The following is a 17918-nucleotide window of genomic DNA, read 5'->3' as shown; positions in this document are numbered from 1 at the left end:
CATTTGAACGAGATATCCCCATGGCCGACGAGCAAAGACCGCTCGCCTCGATGCTGAGCGGCATGGGAGAGAAACCTGGAGGATACCTATGACGAGGATTACACTCGGCAGTGCCGTCCTGCGCGGCACTGTCTCCACTGCCTTAATGGCATCGTTGATGTCCGCACCAGCGCTGGGTGCGGCGCCGGTCGATCTGAGCAAGTGGTCGCCGGAATATGTGCGCTCCATTGCCGGCACACAGGATTTTGATACGGCGGCCGATTGCGGCAAGGTCACCCCGCTCGACTACAAGGGGCGGCTGACTTTCTGGTATCAGGGCGTGTTCGAGGGCGATCCCGACCTCTTGCGCCAGTACTACAAGGACTTCTTCGAGACCTTCCGAAAGACCTATCCGAACATCCAGCTCGAGGAACAAGCCCTCACCTATAACGATCTCCTCGACAAGTTCCGCACGGCGCTCCTTGGCAATGCAGCGCCGATGGCGGTCCGCCTGCAAATCCTGGGTGGCACCGAATTCGCCTCAAAGGGCTATCTGGAGCCGCTCAAGCCGGAGGATGTCGGGTATTCGACCGAGGATTTCTGGCCCGGCGCCATGAAGGCCGTGACCTGGGACGGGGTGACCTACGGCATTCCAACCAACAATGAAACAATGGCTTTCATCTGGAATGCCGACATCTTCAAGCGCGCGGGCCTTGATCCGGACAAGGCTCCGGCGACCTGGGACGATGTCGTCAAGTACTCCAAGCAGATCCACGACAAGCTCGGCATCGCCGGTTACGGCCTGGTGGCGCGCAAGAATGCCGGCAATACGCCGTACCGCTTCATGCCTCAGTTGTGGGCCTATGGCGGCGGCGTCTTCGACGAAGCCACGGCGAACCCGACGTATAAGGAGATCGAGCTCAACAGCCCGCAGAGCAAGGCGGCGCTGCAAGCTTCTTACGACATGTATGTTCGCGATAAGTCGGTTCCAGTTTCGGCACTCACCAATCAGCAGGCCGACAACCAGCCGCTGTTCCTGGCCGGCCAGCTCGGCATGATGATCTCGCACCCGTCCGACTACAATGTCATGCTCGACCTGCAGAAGAAGGCGACCGGCACCGACAAGGACAAGGCCCAGACCGTCATCGACAACATGCGCTACGGCCTGATTCCGACCGGCCCGGACGGCAAGCGCGCCGTCGTGTTCGGCGGCTCGAACATTCACATCCTGAAGCCCGAATATGTCGAAGGCGGCAAGGTGGACGAGCCGGCGGCCAAGGCCATCATCTGCATGTGGACGAGCCCCGAGTGGTCGCTGAAGATGGCCTACGCCGGCTCGAACCCGGGCAACCTTAACGGCTTCAAGACCAAATGGATGAAGGAGCGGCTGGACAGCATCAAGTTCCTCGATGTCACCACCTCGATGCTGCCATACGGCATCCCGTTCCCGGCGCTGCCGCAATCGCCCGAGATCATGAACATCATCGTCCCGGACATGCTGCAGAATGCCCTGACCGGTGCGATGACCGTCGACCAGGCAGCGGACGACGCGGCCAAGAAGGTGAAAGACCTGATGGGCGGCGGCCTCTAGCCGAAGCCTGACCCGATCTTGCCGGCTGCGCCGAGCGCGCGGCCGGTTCGCTCCGAAAAACAAGGGCACGCCAAAGTGACGATCGTGGCCGGAAAGACCGGGGCTCGGCGAAGATTGCGACCCCTGCCGGGCAAGATTTGGGAGCATCGCGCTGACTACGCGTACGTGCTTCCTGCGATTGCCGTGATGCTGATCGTCATCGCTTATCCGATCTACTACACGATCGAGCTGTCGTTCTTCAACACGCCACCTGGCCTGCAGCTCCGCGACAAGATCTTCGTCGGCTTCGGCAACTACACCGCCATCCTCACCAGTCCGGTGTTCTGGAAGGTCACCTCCAACACCCTTATCTGGACACTGGCATCCACCTTCATCTCCTTTGTCCTGGGATTTGCCTGCGCGCTGGCGCTCCATCGCGAGTTTGTCGGCCGGGGCGTGCTGCGCGCCATCCTGATCATTCCCTGGGTCATCAGCGCGGTCGCCGCATCCTATATCTGGAAGTGGATCTACCATTCGGACTTTGGAATCATCGGCGCGGTACTGGTCGGCCTCGGATTGGCCGATCGGCCGCCGAATTTCATCGACAGCGTCAGCACGGTGCTGCCCTCCCTGATCGTCGTCAATATCTGGCGGGAGTTTCCGTTCGCCATGATCATGATGATGGCCGGTCTTCAGACAGTCCCCGAGCAGTTGTTGCGCGCCGCAAAAGTCGACGGCGCCAATGCATGGCAGCGCTTCTGGCACGTCACCTTCCCGCATTTGAGAAACGTCTCCACGGTGACGATCCTGCTGCTGGCGGTGGCCAACTTCAATTCCTTCATCATCCCCTGGATCATGACCGGCGGCGGGCCGTCCAACGCATCGCACATCTGGATCACCCACATCTATGAGCTCGCCTTCGGCCGGCAGCGCTGGGGGGTGGCATCGGCCTATTCGGTGCTTCTTTTCCTCATCCTGATGACGCTCGGCTACTTCTACGTCCGCGCGCTAAGCGGAAACGAACGCAAGGATGCAGGCGCATGAGCACGATCGCCGAGACAGCCCGCCTGGGTCAGGCCCGTCGACGTGCGAGCATCGACGGATGGCGATGGGGCGGGCGTATCTTCCTCATATTCATGCTGCTCTACACCGCATTGCCGATGATCTGGATGCTGCTCACCTCGATCAAGTCCGGCTTCGCCGCGATGCAGTTCCCGCCGCAATGGTGGCCTGACCAACCAACCCTTGCCAGCTACCAGAAGCTGCTCGATCCGCAGAACAGCGTCGGCCAGGACTTCCTCCGCTTCTTCTGGAACAGCCTTTTCGTCTCCACAGCCACGACCATCCTTTCGGTGATCGTGGCGGTTCCCGCGGCCTACGCGTTTTCTCGCTTCACGTTTCCCGGCCGGAACTTCCTGTTCTTCGCCGTATTGCTGCGCAACATGTTCCCGGCGGTGATCTTTCTCGTGCCGCTCTTCATCCTGATGCGCGCCATCGGGCTGGTGAACACGCATGGGTCGCTCATTCTCACCTACCTCACCTTCGGCCTGCCGCTGGCAATCTGGCTCCTCAAGGGCTTCTACGACAACATCCCGGTGCAGCTCGAGCAGGCGGCGCGCATCGACGGGGCGACGCGGTTCCAGGCCTTTGTCCTGATCGTGATGCCGCTCTCGGCGCCAGGCATCATCGCCACGGCGATCTATTCCTTCATCGGCGCATGGAACGAATACATCTACGCGTACACCTTCCTCTCCAAGAACGAGCAGCTGACATTGCCGGTCGGTATCCAGCGCTTCTTCTCGGAAAACACGACCGACTTCCCGGGTCTGATGGCTGCCAGCTTCATGATGAGCGTGCCCGTCGTGGTCCTCTTCCTCGTCCTGCAACGATACTTCGTACGCGCCCTTACCGAAGGCGCGGTCAAGCACTAGGGAGTTGCCGATGGCCCACGTGGTCCTCAAAGATCTCGTCAAGACCTATGGCGGCTTCAAAGCCGTCAACGAGGTTTCGCTGACGGTCGATGACGGCGAGTTCGTTGCGCTCGTCGGCCCTTCAGGCTGCGGCAAGACAACAACACTCAACCTCATCGCTGGGCTGATCCCGATCACATCGGGCGACATCCTCATCGGCGACCGGGTGGTCAACGACCTCGACCCCAAGGACCGGGACATCGCTATGGTGTTCCAGAACTACGCGCTCTATCCGCAAAAGTCGGTCTATATGAACCTCGCCTTCCCGCTGCAGATGCGCAAGCTGCCCAAGGACGAGATCGACAGGAAGGTCAGGGAAGCGGCGCGGGTGCTCGACATGACGCAACTGCTCGAGCGCAAGCCGCGCGAACTTTCGGGCGGGCAACAGCAGCGCGTGGCGCTCGGCCGCGCGCTGGTTCGAGATCCGGCGGTATTCCTGATGGACGAACCGCTCTCCAACCTCGACGCAAAGCTGCGCGTGCAGATGCGGTCCGAAATCAAGCGCTTCCATCAGGACCTCGAGGCGACGATCGTCTACGTCACGCACGACCAGCTGGAGGCCGTCACCATGGCAGACAGGATGGCCGTGATGAACGGCGGCTATCTGCAGCAATACGATTCGCCGGCACAAGTTTTCGCCCATCCCGCCAACATGTTCGTCGCGAGCTTCGTGGGCAGCCCGGCCATGAGCCTCATTCCGCTGGAGGCATCGACGGCCAACGGCGCCACCGCTCTGACGAGCGCTGAAGGCTGGAGCCTTGCACTGTCGGAACTCAACGCGCGCAAGGTCCAGGGAGCGACCACCAGGAAGGTCGTGCTCGGTGCGCGACATTCGACGATCAAGCTGCACAAGAGCGCCGTTCCCGGCGCCATTCCGGCCAAAGCCTACACGGTGGAGCCGACCGGAGACATCACCTTCGTGCAAGCGTTCCTCTCCGGCGCGATCATCAATATCAGCGTGTCCCCCACCATCGCCGTCGCACCCGACGAGCAGATCTGGCTCGAGTTCGACCAGGAGCGCATCCACCTGTTCGACGGCGAAACGGAGATGGCCCTCGAGGCCAACTGAGACAGGGCGGATGCGTGTGGAACGAGTGTGAATGACCACGAAGCTGAAGATCACGGCGATCAAGCCCTATCCGGTGTGGGTGGGAACCCGCAACCAGATGCTGGTCAAGATCGAGACCGATCAGGGCATCTTCGGCTGGGGCGAGAGCGGCTTGAGCGGTCGCGAGAAAGCCGTGGCCGGCGCGATCGAGCACTATCGCGAGTTCCTCATCGGCCGTGACCCGATGCAGATCGGCCGGATCTGGCAAGAGATCTATCGCAGCCAGTACTTCGAAGGCGGGCGCGTCCTGCAGGCGGCCATCTCGGCCATCGACATCGCCCTGCACGACATCAAGGGCAAGTCGCTGGGGGTGCCGGTTTATGAGCTGCTCGGCGGCAAGCAGCGCGACCGCATCCCGACCTTCGCCTCGACCGGAGACGAGGCCGAGGGCGAAGCCGCCATCGAACGAGCCGGGGAACTGCGCGCGCAGGGGTGGCAGGCGATACGCTTCTTTCCCGTCGGGCAAAGCAGCAGGGACATCTTCGAGCCGCGCGAGTCGATCGGCGCCACCGCAAGCATGCTGAACAGGGCGCGCGAGGCGCTGGGCAACGACCTCGTGCTCGGCATCGACTACCATCATCGGCTGTCGGTGGCCGAGGCGGCAAGCTTCTGCAACAAGCTCGGCCGCGGCGTGCTTGATTTCCTGGAGGAGCCGATACGGGACGAGACGCCGGAGGCCTACGAATCCCTGCGCACGATGACCGACATCCCATTCGCCATCGGCGAGGAATTCGCCAGCAAGTGGCAATTCCTGCCCTACATCGAGCGCGGCATCCATCAGTTCAATCGGCTCGATGTCTGCAATGTCGGCGGGCTCACCGAAGCGATGAAGGTCGCGGGCTGGAGCGAGGCGCACTATGTGGACCTGATGCCGCACAATCCCCTTGGTCCGGTGTGCACCGCCGCGACCATACATCTCGCCGCCGCAGTGCCGAATTTCGCCTGGCTCGAGACCAGGGCGCCGGAAAGAAAGCTGGGCTTCGACAGTTCCGAGTTCTTCCCGGTGCAACCACAGCTCGACGGCCCCGACTATCCGGTCAGCGATCTGCCGGGGCTCGGCGTCGAGATCAACGAGGCGGCGATCCAGGCGCAGAGTTTCCGTTTCTGGGAAGCACCCCACCTCAAGCGCCGCGATGGTTCTGTCACGAACTGGTAGCGCAACGTCAACCGGAGTCCACCATGACGCATAGCCCCGACATCACCCGGCCGTCCAAGGACCTGATCGACGCGCTGAGGGAGATCGGTGCCGCGACCGTTGCCGGCACGCTTGGTCACATGGGCTTCCGCAATCCGCATATGGTCGGTCCGGTGGCGCAGAACCACGGCAAGTCGATCGTCGGCCCGGCGCTGACGCTGCAGTTCCTGCCGCAGCGGCCCGACCTCTTCAACGAGGGAGAATATGCCGATCCGGAGACGCAATTGCACCGGCACGTGCTCTACCACGCTCAGGAGGGCGATGTGGTCGTGGTCGACGCGCGCGGTGACATGAGTTCGGGTGTCTTCGGCGATATGATGTCGACCTATTTCAAGGGCAGAGGCGGCGCTGGCATCGTCATCGACGGGTGCATGCGCGATCGGCCCAATGTCGAGAAGCTCGATCTGCCCCTATGGCTGCGCGGCTGGACGCCCAATTACCATGTGCAGACCAGCATCTATCCCAATGCCGTCAACGTTCCGATTGCATGCGGCAATGTCACGGTGATCCCCGGCGACATCATCGTTGCCGACGATGACGGGGTGGTGGTGGTTCCCGTCGCAATGGCCGCGAAGGTGATCGAAGAGGCGCAGAAGCATCACGATTGGGAGGAATTCTCGCGCGAAAAGCTCATGCAGGGCGGGTCGTTGCAACGCTATTATCCGCTGCATGACGATGCCCGCGGAGAGTACGAGGAGTGGCGAAAAGCCAGATCCTGAAGACGTTCTTGCCACCCCTTAGTGTCAAATCGGAAAATTATGGCGGACCAAAAACGGTAGCGAAGGCGATGTCCTTGAACCGTCGGAGCGGTTCGCCGGAACGCTCCACTTTCATGCGCAGGATCGCGCCTTCCCAGGAGGCAAGAAGAAACTCCGCCAGATCCCGTGGAGCGAACGTGCTGTCGATTTCCCCGGCAGCCTGGGCCTCCGCGATGCAGTCGCTAAAGGGCTGAAGCCACTCCCGGTACATCGCGACGAGATGTTGGCGCAGCGGCTCGCTCTCCTGGACCACCTCCAGGCTGAAGTCGCCGATCAGACAGCCCCGCACATAGCCATCGGCAGCGAGCCGATCCGAGATGATGTCCAGGTACCGCAGCAGTCGTTGCCGGGGCGCAAGACCAGCGCGGCAAAGGGGGCGTATTCCAGGTCGCGGTGGCCGGTCAGGTCGTGACATCGAGGCGCAAGGGATACTTTCCCGACAACGCTGATGTCGTGCGCGCGGTAAGGGAAGCTCTGCAACGGCGTCGCGAAAACGATCAGGGTGGGATGCCTGTCTAGCTCGGCATTTGGCCCAGACTGACCACGACCTTGCCGTACGGCCCGCGCCGCTGGTGCTCGAAAGCCTCGTGGACCGCCTCGAAGGGATAGACGGCATCGATCACCGGTCTGACGCCCAGCGCCTCGATTGCCACATTCATGCGCTCGAACTGCCGTCGCGAGCCCGTGGCGATGCCCTGCAGCGTAATGCGGTTGCGCGTCAGCACCGGTGTCGGCACGGACAGCTCGGTACCCGCCAGTTGGCCGATGAGGGATACAAGTCCGCCGGCTGCCACTGTCTCGATCGATTGCCGCAGATTGGCGCCGCCGATCAGCTCCAGTACATGGTCGACCCCGCGCCCGCCCGTAAGCGTCCGCACTTGTGCGGTCCAGTCGGGGTTGGCGCCGGCGTCGACGCAGAGCCTTGCCCCTAGCATCCGGGCGCGTTCGAGCTTGTCGGCGTGGCGCGACATCAGGATAGGGACTTGCCCGAAGGCCAGCGCGAATTGCAGTGCAAATAGCGCCACGCCGCCGGTTCCTTCGATAAGTACGGTCGTGCCCGGCCGCGACCGTCTGGACTCGACCAACGCCGACCAGGCGGTGAGCGCCGCGATTGGCAAAGTCGCTGCTTCCTCGTCGCCAAGCGAAGCCGGCGCCGGCACGGCGGCGTCCTCGCCGAACACGACGTGGCGCGCCAGCACGCCCGGCAGCGACAACCCCAGCGTCTGTCTGTGCAACACCGGCGGCCCATCGCCGTCGGCCCAGTCGGCAATCACCTGCCCTAACACGCGGTCGCCGACGCGGAAACGCGTCACTTCAGACCCGATGGCGACCACCTCGCCCACCGCGTCCGACGCCGGCACGAAGGGCAGCGACATCGCCGGCAACTTGCCATCGATCAACAGCAGGTCCTTGAAGTTGAGCGCCACCGCGCGCACCGCGACCAACAGCGCGCGCCGGCCGACCGACGGCAACGGCACCGCCCCGCGTACCAGCTTGTCGAGCCCAAACCCGGTCATGCGCCAGGCTTCAGTCATGTCATCCATTGCGCATCTCCAACCCTGTCGGCCTGTATTACCATCGCGCATTCAGCTACAATGGTGCGAATTTGTCGGAAGATCGTTGCGATTGGATATACAATGAGCCTCATAGCTGGCAGCCTTGGGGGCGCCCTCGCCTTCGTCGAAGCCGTCGATGCGGGCACCTTTACCGCAGCGGCGGCGCGGCTACGCCTGACCAAATCGGCCGTCGGTCGCAAGGTGCTGCAGCTCGAGCAGCGGCTGGGCGTGCGCCTGCTCAACCGGACAACCCGCCGCTTGAGCCTGACGGCCGACGGCGAGATCTACTACGAGGCCTGCCGGCGCGCGCTTGCGGGGCTCAGCGAGGCACAGGACGTCATCGCCGCCGGGCGACAGGCGCCGGCGGGCGTGGTGCGGCTAGCTCTGCCGCTGGCCTTTGGCCGCCGCTGGGTGGCGCCGGTGCTGTTCGGGCTGGCCAAGGACCATCCGGCGCTCCGGCTCGAGATCGGCTTCGATGACCACCGCGCCGACCTTGTCGACGACGGCATCGACCTCGCCGTGCGCCTCGGCCCTCTCGCGGACAATGCCTCACGGACCGCCCGACGGCTGGGCACGCAGCGTTCGCTGTTGTGCGCCAGCCCCGCCTACCTGGCCACGGCCGGGACACCCGCCGATATCCAAGGGCTGGCCCAGCATGCGCTGCTGGTCTACGGCCGGCGCGACTTCATCAACCCATGGCCACTGCCCGATGGCAACGGAACCATGCTCTACCAGCCGCAAGCCAGGCTGATGATCGGCGACGGCGATGCGCTGTTGCAGGCGGCGGTCGCCGGCTGCGGCATTGCCTTCCTGCCCGACTGGCTCGCCGGCAACAGCTTGCGTCGCGGCGAGCTGGTGCCAGTGCTGATGAGCTCGGCCGTGGACACTGCCCCCATCCACCTGCTGTGGAGCGCCGGCCGCGTCGTACCGCCGCGCATGCGCGTGATCATCGATGCATTGGTCGCCCACGCCGCCTTGCTGCACGAGCGGTCATGAGCTGCCGCTACGCAGGTTCCCTGCGCTTGTGAAGGAACTTAGGCCCGAACGACGCCCAGGTTCGGATCAGATTTCCAGATCGTCGATGATGCGGGAGAGCGTCGAGCGGCCAAGCGCACTCATGGCGGGGTTGGTGCTCCGATAGTACCAGACCAGGCCCATCGCCTGCTGGAAGGCCCATGCCGCTCCGCGCTGCCACTCGAGCTGGCTTGATCCAAGATGGGCACGCACGGTTTCGCGCCGACTGCGATCAAAAAGATGCCATGCGGCGACAAGATCCAAGGCCGGGTCGGCCGGTCCGAAGCTGCCGCAGTCGAGCACACCAACAAGGCGGTCCCCACGCACCAGCAGGTTGGCCGGAATAAGATCGCGATGGCCCAGAACGTCGGGACCGGACGGCGGCAGTTCACGCAGCCGAGCCCAGATGCGACGGAGCCGAGACACGTCCAGGAGACCCTCGCTGTTGTTGAAACAGATCGACATCCACTCGTCGTGGTCCGGAAGACTGCCGCCCCTCCCTTGCCCATCAAAACGACGTCCATCCGTGGTCGCTGCCCGCAGCGCCGCAATCAGCCTGGCAATGTCGCGTGCGAAGGTCGCGCAAGCAGCAAGCCCATCGTGCGTGGCAACGTCACCTTCTATCCAACTCTGCATTGCCCAAGGCAGCGGATAGAGCGGGCCCGGTTGACCAAGCCCGAGCGGTCGAGGACAGGCAACCGAAGAATGCGCGGCAAACTCGGTCATGGCCGCGGCTTCGTTGCGCAGCATATTGGCGCACTCGACAGGCGCCATCGCACGCAGCGGGAATCTTGCCGCTACACTCGATCCGATCCTGAAGATTGCATTGACCGTACCGATCGCGCCAAGCTGCTCGATCTTCTCGTGGCGGTGCTCCGGGAACTGGTCGAAGACCATCGCGCGAACGATATCCGCATCGATATGGATCTGGTCCGAGTGCATCATGGTGCTGGCGTCTCCCTGCCAATTCTTCGCCGAATGGCGGGACAAGCGTCGATGGCATGTCCGCATCCGCCACGTCACACAGCGCCAGATGTCCCGGCAGATGACACCAGCAGAAACGTCAATTTTGCGAAGCCTAAACAGCCAGACCCGGCCGCGTCTGCAACTCCTCGGTCCGGGATAGATACAGGTCGCGCAGATCGCGCTGCCTGAGCATGAGGTCCAGGATGCCATCCCTCGATTGCCGGATATGACGGCGGGATTCGCGGCAGGCCGTGTCGGCGTCCCCGGCAGCGATCGCTTCAACGATCATGTGATGGTCGTCACGCGCCGCCTTCCAGTCGTTCAACTGGGTCAACTCCATCCAGACATAGACCTGGCACTTGTCCAAAAGTCCGTTCAGCATTTCCGCGAGCATGGCGTTGGCGCTAAATCGCGCGATTGCGCGATGGATTTCCATGCCGGTCTGCATCTCTTCCAGCCGGGCGCGAGGAGCCGAATCGGTTTGCGCCAGGCGCTCGCAGTCCGCGACCAAGCCGCGCAGCAGCTCCACTTCATCGAGGGTGATGCGGGCGATCGCCAAGGTCGTCGCATAGGCGTCCAGCTCAGCCCGGATGTCGAACACATTCCGAAGCATCGTCTCGTCAAATTGAACCACCGCAAATCCGGTGCGGGGACGTTCGACCACAAGCCCGTCACGCTCCAATCGATTGAGCGCCTCGCGCACCGGCGTCCGGCTGACCTGAAGCTGTTCGACGAGCTCGAGTTCCGTAATTCGCCTACCCGGTGACAGCTGCCCGGTCACGATCATCGCCTTGATCGATTCATAGGTCGACTGACGCAAATGGCCGCGGGCAACGTCGTTCATCGGGGCTCCTAACACCGGCTGGCGTCAACGCGGCAAATAGGTACCGGTTGACTCGCGCATTCGCAAGCGCATATTGTATACAACAAAGTATGCAAAAAGCGTAGTCAATTGCTGCCCTACCCGAAAGGGGAATTGGGCAGGCTGGGGGAACGTCATTGATGCAAGCAGACATGGTGGTCACGAACGCAAGAATTCTGACCATGGACCCGACCCGGCCGACGGCTTCTGCGATGGCAATCGCCAACGGACGAATCCTCGCTGTTGGCGACGCAACCGAAGTGCTGCCGCTTGCCGGCAATTCGACGCGGATAATCGACGCTGCCGGCCGAAGCGTGCTGCCGGGCTTCATCGAAGCGCACATGCATGTGTTTGGCGGCGGCGCCATCCTCAATGACCTGTTGCTGACGGGCACGAAGGGTGAAGCCGCGATCCGCGACAAAGTGCGGGCTCACGCGGCGGCAAATCCGGAGGCGAAGGTCCTTTTCTGCCAAGGTGCCGATTACGACATGCTCGACGGCAGGCCGATCGACCGGCATTTCCTCGACAGCATTCTCGATGACCGGCCGCTGGCCTTCGTGGCCTTCGACCATCACACGATGTGGGCGAATACCATACTGCTCAAGGAAGTCGGGCTTCTCCATGGAAAGGCACTGGGGCCCGGCAACGAGGTGGTCATGGGCGGGGACGCCCTCGCCACCGGCGAACTGCGCGAAGTCGAGGCCTTCGGACCGGTCAATGTCTATGCCGGCACCTTTCGTTCGTCGCTGGGGCTTTCCACGGGAGGCGAGCCGCCCGAACCGCCAACGCCAGAGGAAAGGGCGCTGGACCGGGCATCCATAAAAGCCGCCCTGGCCTGGTGCGCCAGGCACGGGATCACGTCGATCCACAACATGGACGGAAATCTTTACACGCTGGAACTGCTCACCGAGATCCAGGAACAGGGCGCCCTGCTCTGCCGCGTCAAGGTTCCCTTCCATTTCAAGAACTTCATGACGGTGGCCATGCTGGAAAAGGCGTCCCGCATGAATGACGACTATCGCGGAGACTGGCTGAATTCCGGTCTCGTGAAGGCGTTTTATGACGGCGTGATCGAAGGCTACACCGCTTATCTCGTCGACGGCTATGCTGACAGGCCCGACTTCACCGGGGAACCGCTCTTCACCCAGGCCCAATTCACGGAAATGGCGATCGAGGCGGACCGGCGCGGTTTGCAGATCGCCGTGCACGCGATCGGCGACGGCGCGGTGCGCTCGGTCCTGAACGGCTATGAAGCCGCCGTGAAGGCCAATGGCCCGCGGGACGCGCGCCACCGGGTCGAGCACATCGAGGTCATCCAGCCCACCGACATTCCGCGCTTTGCTGCCCTTGGCGCGATCGCATCCATGCAGCCGGCGCATCCCCCAGGCGTGATGGATTTCCCGCTTGAACCGGCCAAGACCCGCATCGGGCCCTATCGCTGGCCGCTTGCCTATGCCTGGCGGACCTTAAAGCAGGCGGGAGCCCATGTTGTCTTCGCGTCGGATTGGCCGGTGGCGCGAATTGATGTCCTGGCTGGCATCCACGCGGCCGTCAACCGCAAGCCCTGGGCGCCGCATCTGCCAGACCAGAGCTACACCGTCCACGAGGCGATTGCGGCCTACACGATCGAAGGCGCCTATGCCGAACACGCGGAGGACCGGAAGGGACAACTCAAACCCGGTCATTTCGCCGATTTTGTCCTCCTATCCGGCGATATCGAGGCCGTTTCACCCGAGGAGATCAACACCCTCTCACCCGCACTCACCGTCTGCGGCGGTCGCGTGACCTTCGAGGCCTGATATGCTGGCATTGTCCCAACCCATCCAGCCGCAAACCGCCGATCGTCGCCTGGCGGTCCAGGCGATCGGCCTGCATAAGAGTTATGGGACCGGCGCTTCGGCCTTTCTGGCGCTTGACGATGTGTCGATCGACATTGCCGAAAACGAGTTCTTTACGTTGCTGGGTCCGTCCGGCTGCGGAAAAACGACCCTTCTGAGGCTGATCGCCGGGTTCAACTTTCCGACCAATGGACAAATCCTGCTCCGCGGCAAGGACATTGCGGCGCTTCCGCCGTTTCGGCGGCCCATCAACACGGTTTTCCAGAACTACGCACTCTTTCCCCACATGTCTGTCGCCGAGAACATCGGTTTCGGACTGAAAATGCTGGGCTGGACGAAGTCCCGGAGCGTGGATCGCGTGGCCGCGATGCTGAAACTCGTGCGGATGGAAACGCTTGCCGACCGGCGGACCAGTGAAATCTCCGGCGGGCAACAGCAGCGTGTCGCCCTGGCCCGCGCTCTGGCTCCGCAACCGGAAGTGCTTTTGCTCGATGAACCGTTGTCGGCCCTCGACTACAAGCTGAGAAAGGAAATGCAGGTCGAACTGAAGCGGCTCCAAACCGAAACCGGCATCACTTTTATCTTCGTGACGCACGATCAGGAGGAGGCCCTGGCAATGTCCGATCGCATTGCCGTCATGAACCGTGGACGGGTGCTCCAGGTTGGCCGTCCGCGGGAAATCTACAACGCTCCGGTGGACAGGTTCGTCGCCGACTTCATCGGCGAATCGAACATTCTGAGCGGCCGGCTTGTCGGGCAGGCGGCTGCGGATGCTCACCAGGTCAGAATTGCTGGCGCTGTCGCTACCGCCTACGGCAAAGCCGGAACTTCCGGCGACGGGACGGTTCAGGTCCTGATCCGCCCGGAACATGTCGACGTCCTCGACTCCCCGTCATCGGACTGCATTCCTGCAGTCGTCGAGGACGAGGTTTTCGTTGGGACGGACACCCGCCTTCAATTGCGCCTGAACGACGGTTCGACTTTCACGGCCCGCCTGACCAACAGCCCGGAACAAGAGAAAATCAGGACGTCCGGCACACAGGTATGGCTGCGAATCCATAGCCATAGCGCCCGGCTGCTCGGAGGCGACCATGTCCAGCATCGCTGAGATGGCGGCCACACGCCGAACCGCCGAAGGCCGGCGCCGCTGGTTGCTCAAGGCGCCGGCGCTAGCGACCATCGTGATCGCCTCTGTCGGGCCGCTTGCAGTGATGCTTGTCTATTCGGTGATGGCAAAGGGTGCCTTCGGCGGGGTCGCGCTCGGTCACTTCAGCCTCGACGGCTGGACGAATGTCTTTGTGGAGCGGGATCCCTTTGACGACACGCTCGTACTGGCCGACGCCAATCTCATCATCTTCTGGCGTTCCATCAAACTGGCACTGGTAGCGACGCTGGCCACGCTGCTCATCGGCTTCCCGACCGCCTATTACATCGCCACCCGGCCCGAGCAGGTCCGGTCCCAATGGATGCTGCTGATCACGATCCCCTTTTGGACCAATCTTCTGATCCGCACCTTCGCGATCATGGGCCTCCTGTCCAATCAGGGGCCGGTCAACAACATCCTCATCTGGGCCGGGTTGATCGACAAGCCCATGCAGATGCTTTTCACGGACGGGGCGGTTCTCCTGGGGCTCGTCTACGTCTACCTGCCGCTCATGGTGCTGCCGATCTATGCGAGCCTCGAGCGGATGGATTTCAACCTTGTTGAGGCAGGGTACGATCTTTATGCGACGCGCTCAAAGGTGCTTTGGCATATCGTCATCCCCTCCTGCAAGCCGGGCCTGATCGCCGGATCGATCCTCGTCTTCATCCCCGCAATCGGCGCCTATGTGACGCCGCGCGTCCTGGGCGGGGGAAAGAACATGATGATGGGCAACCTGATCGAACTGCAGTTCGGTCAGGGTCGAAACTGGCCCCTCGGGGCAGCACTGTCCATCTGCCTCCTGGTGATCGTGACAGTGGCGCTCATCATCTACATCCGCGGAAGTTCGGGTAAGGAGAATGCGCATGGCGGCTAGTCAGCACGCATTCGATTTGAAGGCGCAGCCAGGCTTCAGCATCATTGCGCGATTGGCGATCGTCGCTCTCTATTTGCCGATCCTCATCCTCGTCGTGTTCGCCTTCAACGCGACCTCCTCGCTCGGCGTCTGGGGCGGCTTCTCGTTCGATTGGTTCGTCAAGGCCTGGCACAACGACCTGATCATTAACGCAGCCCTCTTCTCTTTGTTTCTTGCCACCGTGGCCGGCGTCCTGGCGACCGTCATGGCCACGATGGCTGCCATTGCCATGACCCGAACCGACGCCTATCGCGGGCAGTTGGTCTCCTACGCCCTGATCAACCAGCCTCTGATCGTTCCTGAAATCGTAACGGCCATCTCGCTTCTGATCGTGTTCGCCGCAGTCAAGTCGGCAACCGGCTACTCGGGCACCGGCTATCTGGTCCTGGCGCACACGGCCTTCTGCATCCCGTTTGCGTATCTGCCGATCCGCGCTCGGCTGGAAGGCATGGATCTGACCCTCGAAACCGCGGCAGCCGATCTCTATGCGGATCCGTGGAAGGCGTTCCTGCATGTGACGCTTCCGAGGCTGGCGCCCGGCATCGTAGCGGGTTTCATGCTGGCCTTCGTCATTTCGCTCGATGATGTCGTCATCACCGATCTGGTGAAGTCCGGCGGACAGGAAACCCTGCCGACCTACATGCTGGGTCAGATCCGTCGAGACATGACCCCCGAAGTCAATGCTGCCGCCACCATGCTTCTGGTGCCCTCGATCCTTCTGGTGACGGCCGTGCATCTGATCAACCGCAAAAAATAAGCAACCTTACAGAGGAGTGACAAGCATGCGATCCATATTGACGGCGCTGACATCGGCGATGCTGCTCGCGGCAGCAAGTTCAGCGGCCCTCGCGGAGGAAGAATTGAGCCTCTACAACTGGGGCAACTACACCAGCCCGGAACTCCTGGAAAAATTCAAGAAGGAAACCGGCATCAAGGTCACGGTGACGGACTACGACTCCAACGATACCGCGCTGTCCAAGGTCAGGGCGGGCGGCTCGGGTTTCGACATGGTGGTTCCGTCGGCCAATTTCGTGCCGATCTGGATCAAAGAGGGGCTCCTCCTTGAATCGCGGCCCGACCAGATGCCGAATTTCAAGAATGTCGACGAACGCTGGGTGAATGTCAGCTGGGATCCGGGCCGTCATTACTCTGTGCCGTGGCAGTGGGGTATGACTGGGCCGGTCGTTGCCACTTCCGTCTACAAGGGTGACATCAACACCAGCGCAATCTGGCTCGATCCGCCGCAGGAACTGAAGGGCAAGATCAATGTCGTGCCCGAGAAGAACGATGTTCTCTATGCCGCCATCCGGTACGTGGGCGGCACTTGGTGCACCGGAGACAAGGCGCTGCTGAAGAAGGTTCGAGACAAGCTGCTTGAAGCCAAGAAGTCCTGGGTCTCGATGGATTACGGCATCGAAAAGATGGACAGCCGCGATACGCTGGCCCAGCTCTACTACAATGGCGCCGCATTCCGGGCGCGGCAGGTCAATGCCGACATAAAGCTCGGCTTCCCCAAGGAAGGCTATTCGCTGTTCATGGACAGCGTAGCAATTCTCGCCGACGCGCCGCATCCGGACAATGCCAAGAAGTTCCTGAACTTCATCATGGCGCCTGAAAACGCGGCCCTGATTTCGAACTTCGCGACCTATGCCAACGGCATCAAGGGCTCGACCCAATTCATGCGCGACGACATCAAGGCCGCGCCCGAGTTGAACATTCCGGCGGAGTACATTGCCGCCGGCGGCTGGCAGGAAGTCTGCCCCGCCGAGGTCGACGAACTCTATACCCGTATCTGGACCGACCTGATGAAGTGATGTTGCGTGCTCCGGCGGAGACCCATTCTCCGCCGGAGCCCCCGAATCTCAATTATCCGGGGACCCCTGGCAGGCACACGTGACTTCCAGCCAATGAGCGATCGCCTGCGCCGCTTGGGCTAATCGAAACCCCAACCCCATTGGTCGCGAGGGCCGCCGACATGACGGATCTGGTTGCTATCTGGCGGCGACATCGTGCCACCAGGCTGCCCACGTCATAACTACCAACTCGCGATCGATGCGCCAGCCTGACAGCGCTATTCCGGCAGCCCCGCCTTTCGCAAACCTTCTGCAAGCAGAGCCATATCGGCCGGACGGCTAGTTGAAACGACGTCGGCGAGATTGGAAATTCGTTGGCCGGGATCGAGGGCGAGCATTCGGCTCACCACTTTTTGCGCATCCTCGGTTCGGCCCGCGTGAGCATAGCTTGCAGCGGCAAAGCGCAACGACCCCAAAAAGTCGGGCTTTTCCCGCAACGACCTTTCAGCCCAAGATGATGCCTCCTCAAATCGACCAGCGAAGAGATGAGCCACCGCAACCGCATTCTGCATGTCGAACATGAGCGGGTCGACTGGGCTCATGCGTATCGCGGTCGCCAGGTGCCGGAGCGAAGTTTCCGTATCGCCGAGGTCGGCCCTGACCCAGCCGCTGAATAGCCACGCGGTAGCCAGGTTCGGATTGAGCGCAAGCGCGCGATCAATGAACGCTGCCCCGCTATTATTGTCGCCCACGACGTAGGCGAGCGCGGTCCCGCCGCGGGAAAGAGCGATCGCGTCATCCCTGCCCAAATCCACGGCCTTCAGAGCCAGGCGCTCGGTTTCGGCGGTTTCCTGCTTGCGATCCGTCATCCAGCCGTTGGCCTTGCGCATGACGGCACACCAGGCGGCCATGCCGTATGCCGAGGCAAATTCAGGGTCGAGTTCGATGGCTTTGTAAAACAACTGAAGGGCGTCTGCGGTGGATTCCCTGGTCAACTGGTGGAGGCTTGCTATCCCGCGCAGATAGTAGTCGTAAGCGTCAAGGTGCTCGGTCGGCTTGCGCTTGGCCCGCTCGATCTCTGCCTGTTCCAGCTTCGGAGCGATCGCTCCAACGACACTGCGGGTGACTTCCTCCTGCAGGTCAAAAACGTCCTCCAGCCCGCCGTCGAAACGGTCGGCCCATAGATGTGCTCCCGTTGTCGCGTCGATAAGCTGCCCGGTGATGCGAATCCTGCTCGCCGCCTTGCGCACGC

The 17918-nt window shown here is 62.2% G+C and carries 16 protein-coding genes and 1 pseudogene; 12 read left to right on the top strand and 5 right to left on the bottom strand.

Going from position 1 to position 17918, the window contains the following annotated elements:
* Positions 1–88 precede the first annotated feature (88 nt).
* From EN857_RS09430 to EN857_RS09405, 6 genes are all read left to right on the top strand, one after another.
* Positions 89–1570, top strand: coding sequence for a sugar ABC transporter substrate-binding protein (locus tag EN857_RS09430; RefSeq protein WP_127308722.1), 1482 nt, complete (start codon positions 89–91; stop codon positions 1568–1570).
* A gap of 75 nt (positions 1571–1645) precedes the next feature.
* Positions 1646–2593 (top strand): sugar ABC transporter permease, encoded by a 948-nt coding sequence (locus EN857_RS09425; RefSeq protein WP_127308721.1) that lies wholly within the window; start codon positions 1646–1648, stop codon positions 2591–2593.
* The gene (locus tag EN857_RS09420; protein WP_127308720.1) at positions 2590–3480 is read left to right on the top strand and encodes a carbohydrate ABC transporter permease; all 891 of its coding nucleotides are present in this window, start codon (positions 2590–2592) and stop codon (positions 3478–3480) included. Before EN857_RS09425 ends, EN857_RS09420 begins: the two co-directional genes overlap by 4 nt.
* Positions 3481–3490: 10 nt before the next feature.
* A complete protein-coding gene (locus EN857_RS09415) occupies positions 3491–4588 on the top strand; it encodes an ABC transporter ATP-binding protein (RefSeq protein WP_127308719.1) in 1098 nt (365 codons plus the stop codon).
* A gap of 31 nt (positions 4589–4619) precedes the next feature.
* Positions 4620–5783, top strand: a complete 1164-nt coding sequence (locus EN857_RS09410) for a mandelate racemase/muconate lactonizing enzyme family protein (RefSeq protein WP_127390794.1) — start codon at positions 4620–4622, stop codon at positions 5781–5783.
* Between the two features lie 23 nt (positions 5784–5806).
* Positions 5807–6541 (top strand): ribonuclease activity regulator RraA, encoded by a 735-nt coding sequence (locus EN857_RS09405; RefSeq protein ID WP_127308717.1) that lies wholly within the window; start codon positions 5807–5809, stop codon positions 6539–6541.
* Between the two features lie 37 nt (positions 6542–6578).
* Here EN857_RS09405 and EN857_RS09400 read toward each other — a convergent pair.
* Both EN857_RS09400 and EN857_RS09395 read right to left on the bottom strand, forming a co-directional pair.
* Positions 6579–6938: pseudogene (locus EN857_RS09400) on the bottom strand (TetR family transcriptional regulator C-terminal domain-containing protein); the annotation flags it as partial.
* A gap of 157 nt (positions 6939–7095) precedes the next feature.
* Positions 7096–8124, bottom strand: a complete 1029-nt coding sequence (locus tag EN857_RS09395) for an NAD(P)-dependent alcohol dehydrogenase (protein ID WP_210212270.1) — start codon at positions 8122–8124, stop codon at positions 7096–7098.
* Positions 8125–8217: 93 nt separating this feature from the next.
* Here EN857_RS09395 and EN857_RS09390 point away from each other — a divergent pair, with 93 nt between their 5' ends.
* On the top strand, positions 8218–9132 hold the full coding sequence (locus EN857_RS09390) for a LysR family transcriptional regulator (protein WP_127308715.1): 915 nt from the start codon (positions 8218–8220) through the stop codon (positions 9130–9132).
* A gap of 66 nt (positions 9133–9198) precedes the next feature.
* Here the strand turns inward: EN857_RS09390 and EN857_RS09385 are convergent, their stop codons facing one another.
* Together EN857_RS09385 and EN857_RS09380 are read right to left on the bottom strand one after the other, a co-directional pair.
* Positions 9199–10095: an aminoglycoside phosphotransferase family protein gene (locus tag EN857_RS09385; protein WP_187331230.1), complete on the bottom strand. Its 897-nt coding sequence runs from the start codon at positions 10093–10095 to the stop codon at positions 9199–9201.
* 133 nt (positions 10096–10228) lie between these two features.
* The gene (locus tag EN857_RS09380; protein ID WP_127282681.1) at positions 10229–10960 is read right to left on the bottom strand and encodes a GntR family transcriptional regulator; all 732 of its coding nucleotides are present in this window, start codon (positions 10958–10960) and stop codon (positions 10229–10231) included.
* Positions 10961–11118: 158 nt separating this feature from the next.
* On the opposite strand from EN857_RS09380, the gene EN857_RS09375 reads away from it, so the two are divergent.
* The 5 genes from EN857_RS09375 to EN857_RS09355 are packed head-to-tail and all read left to right on the top strand — an operon-like array spanning position 11119 to position 16687.
* Complete coding sequence (locus EN857_RS09375; protein ID WP_127390795.1) at positions 11119–12777, top strand: amidohydrolase; 1659 nt, start codon at positions 11119–11121, stop codon at positions 12775–12777.
* A gap of 1 nt (position 12778) precedes the next feature.
* On the top strand, positions 12779–13924 hold the full coding sequence (locus tag EN857_RS09370) for an ABC transporter ATP-binding protein (RefSeq protein ID WP_127308714.1): 1146 nt from the start codon (positions 12779–12781) through the stop codon (positions 13922–13924).
* A complete protein-coding gene (locus EN857_RS09365) occupies positions 13908–14834 on the top strand; it encodes an ABC transporter permease (protein WP_127284780.1) in 927 nt (308 codons plus the stop codon). The genes EN857_RS09370 and EN857_RS09365 overlap by 17 nt, the downstream gene beginning before the upstream one ends.
* Complete coding sequence (locus tag EN857_RS09360; protein ID WP_127284784.1) at positions 14824–15630, top strand: ABC transporter permease; 807 nt, start codon at positions 14824–14826, stop codon at positions 15628–15630. Before EN857_RS09365 ends, EN857_RS09360 begins: the two co-directional genes overlap by 11 nt.
* A gap of 25 nt (positions 15631–15655) precedes the next feature.
* The gene (locus EN857_RS09355; protein WP_127308713.1) at positions 15656–16687 is read left to right on the top strand and encodes an extracellular solute-binding protein; all 1032 of its coding nucleotides are present in this window, start codon (positions 15656–15658) and stop codon (positions 16685–16687) included.
* 257 nt (positions 16688–16944) lie between these two features.
* On the opposite strand, the gene EN857_RS09350 is transcribed toward EN857_RS09355, so the two are convergent.
* Positions 16945–17918 (bottom strand): tetratricopeptide repeat protein (locus EN857_RS09350; RefSeq protein WP_135858486.1); only part of this gene is annotated, 974 nt, incomplete at its 5' end.

It is taken from the genome of Mesorhizobium sp. M4B.F.Ca.ET.214.01.1.1 (assembly GCF_004791545.1).
Taxonomy (GTDB): Bacteria; Pseudomonadota; Alphaproteobacteria; order Rhizobiales; family Rhizobiaceae; genus Mesorhizobium; species Mesorhizobium abyssinicae.
Note: the sequence above shows the minus strand (reverse complement) of the source record. Positions and strands in the feature narration are given on the sequence as shown.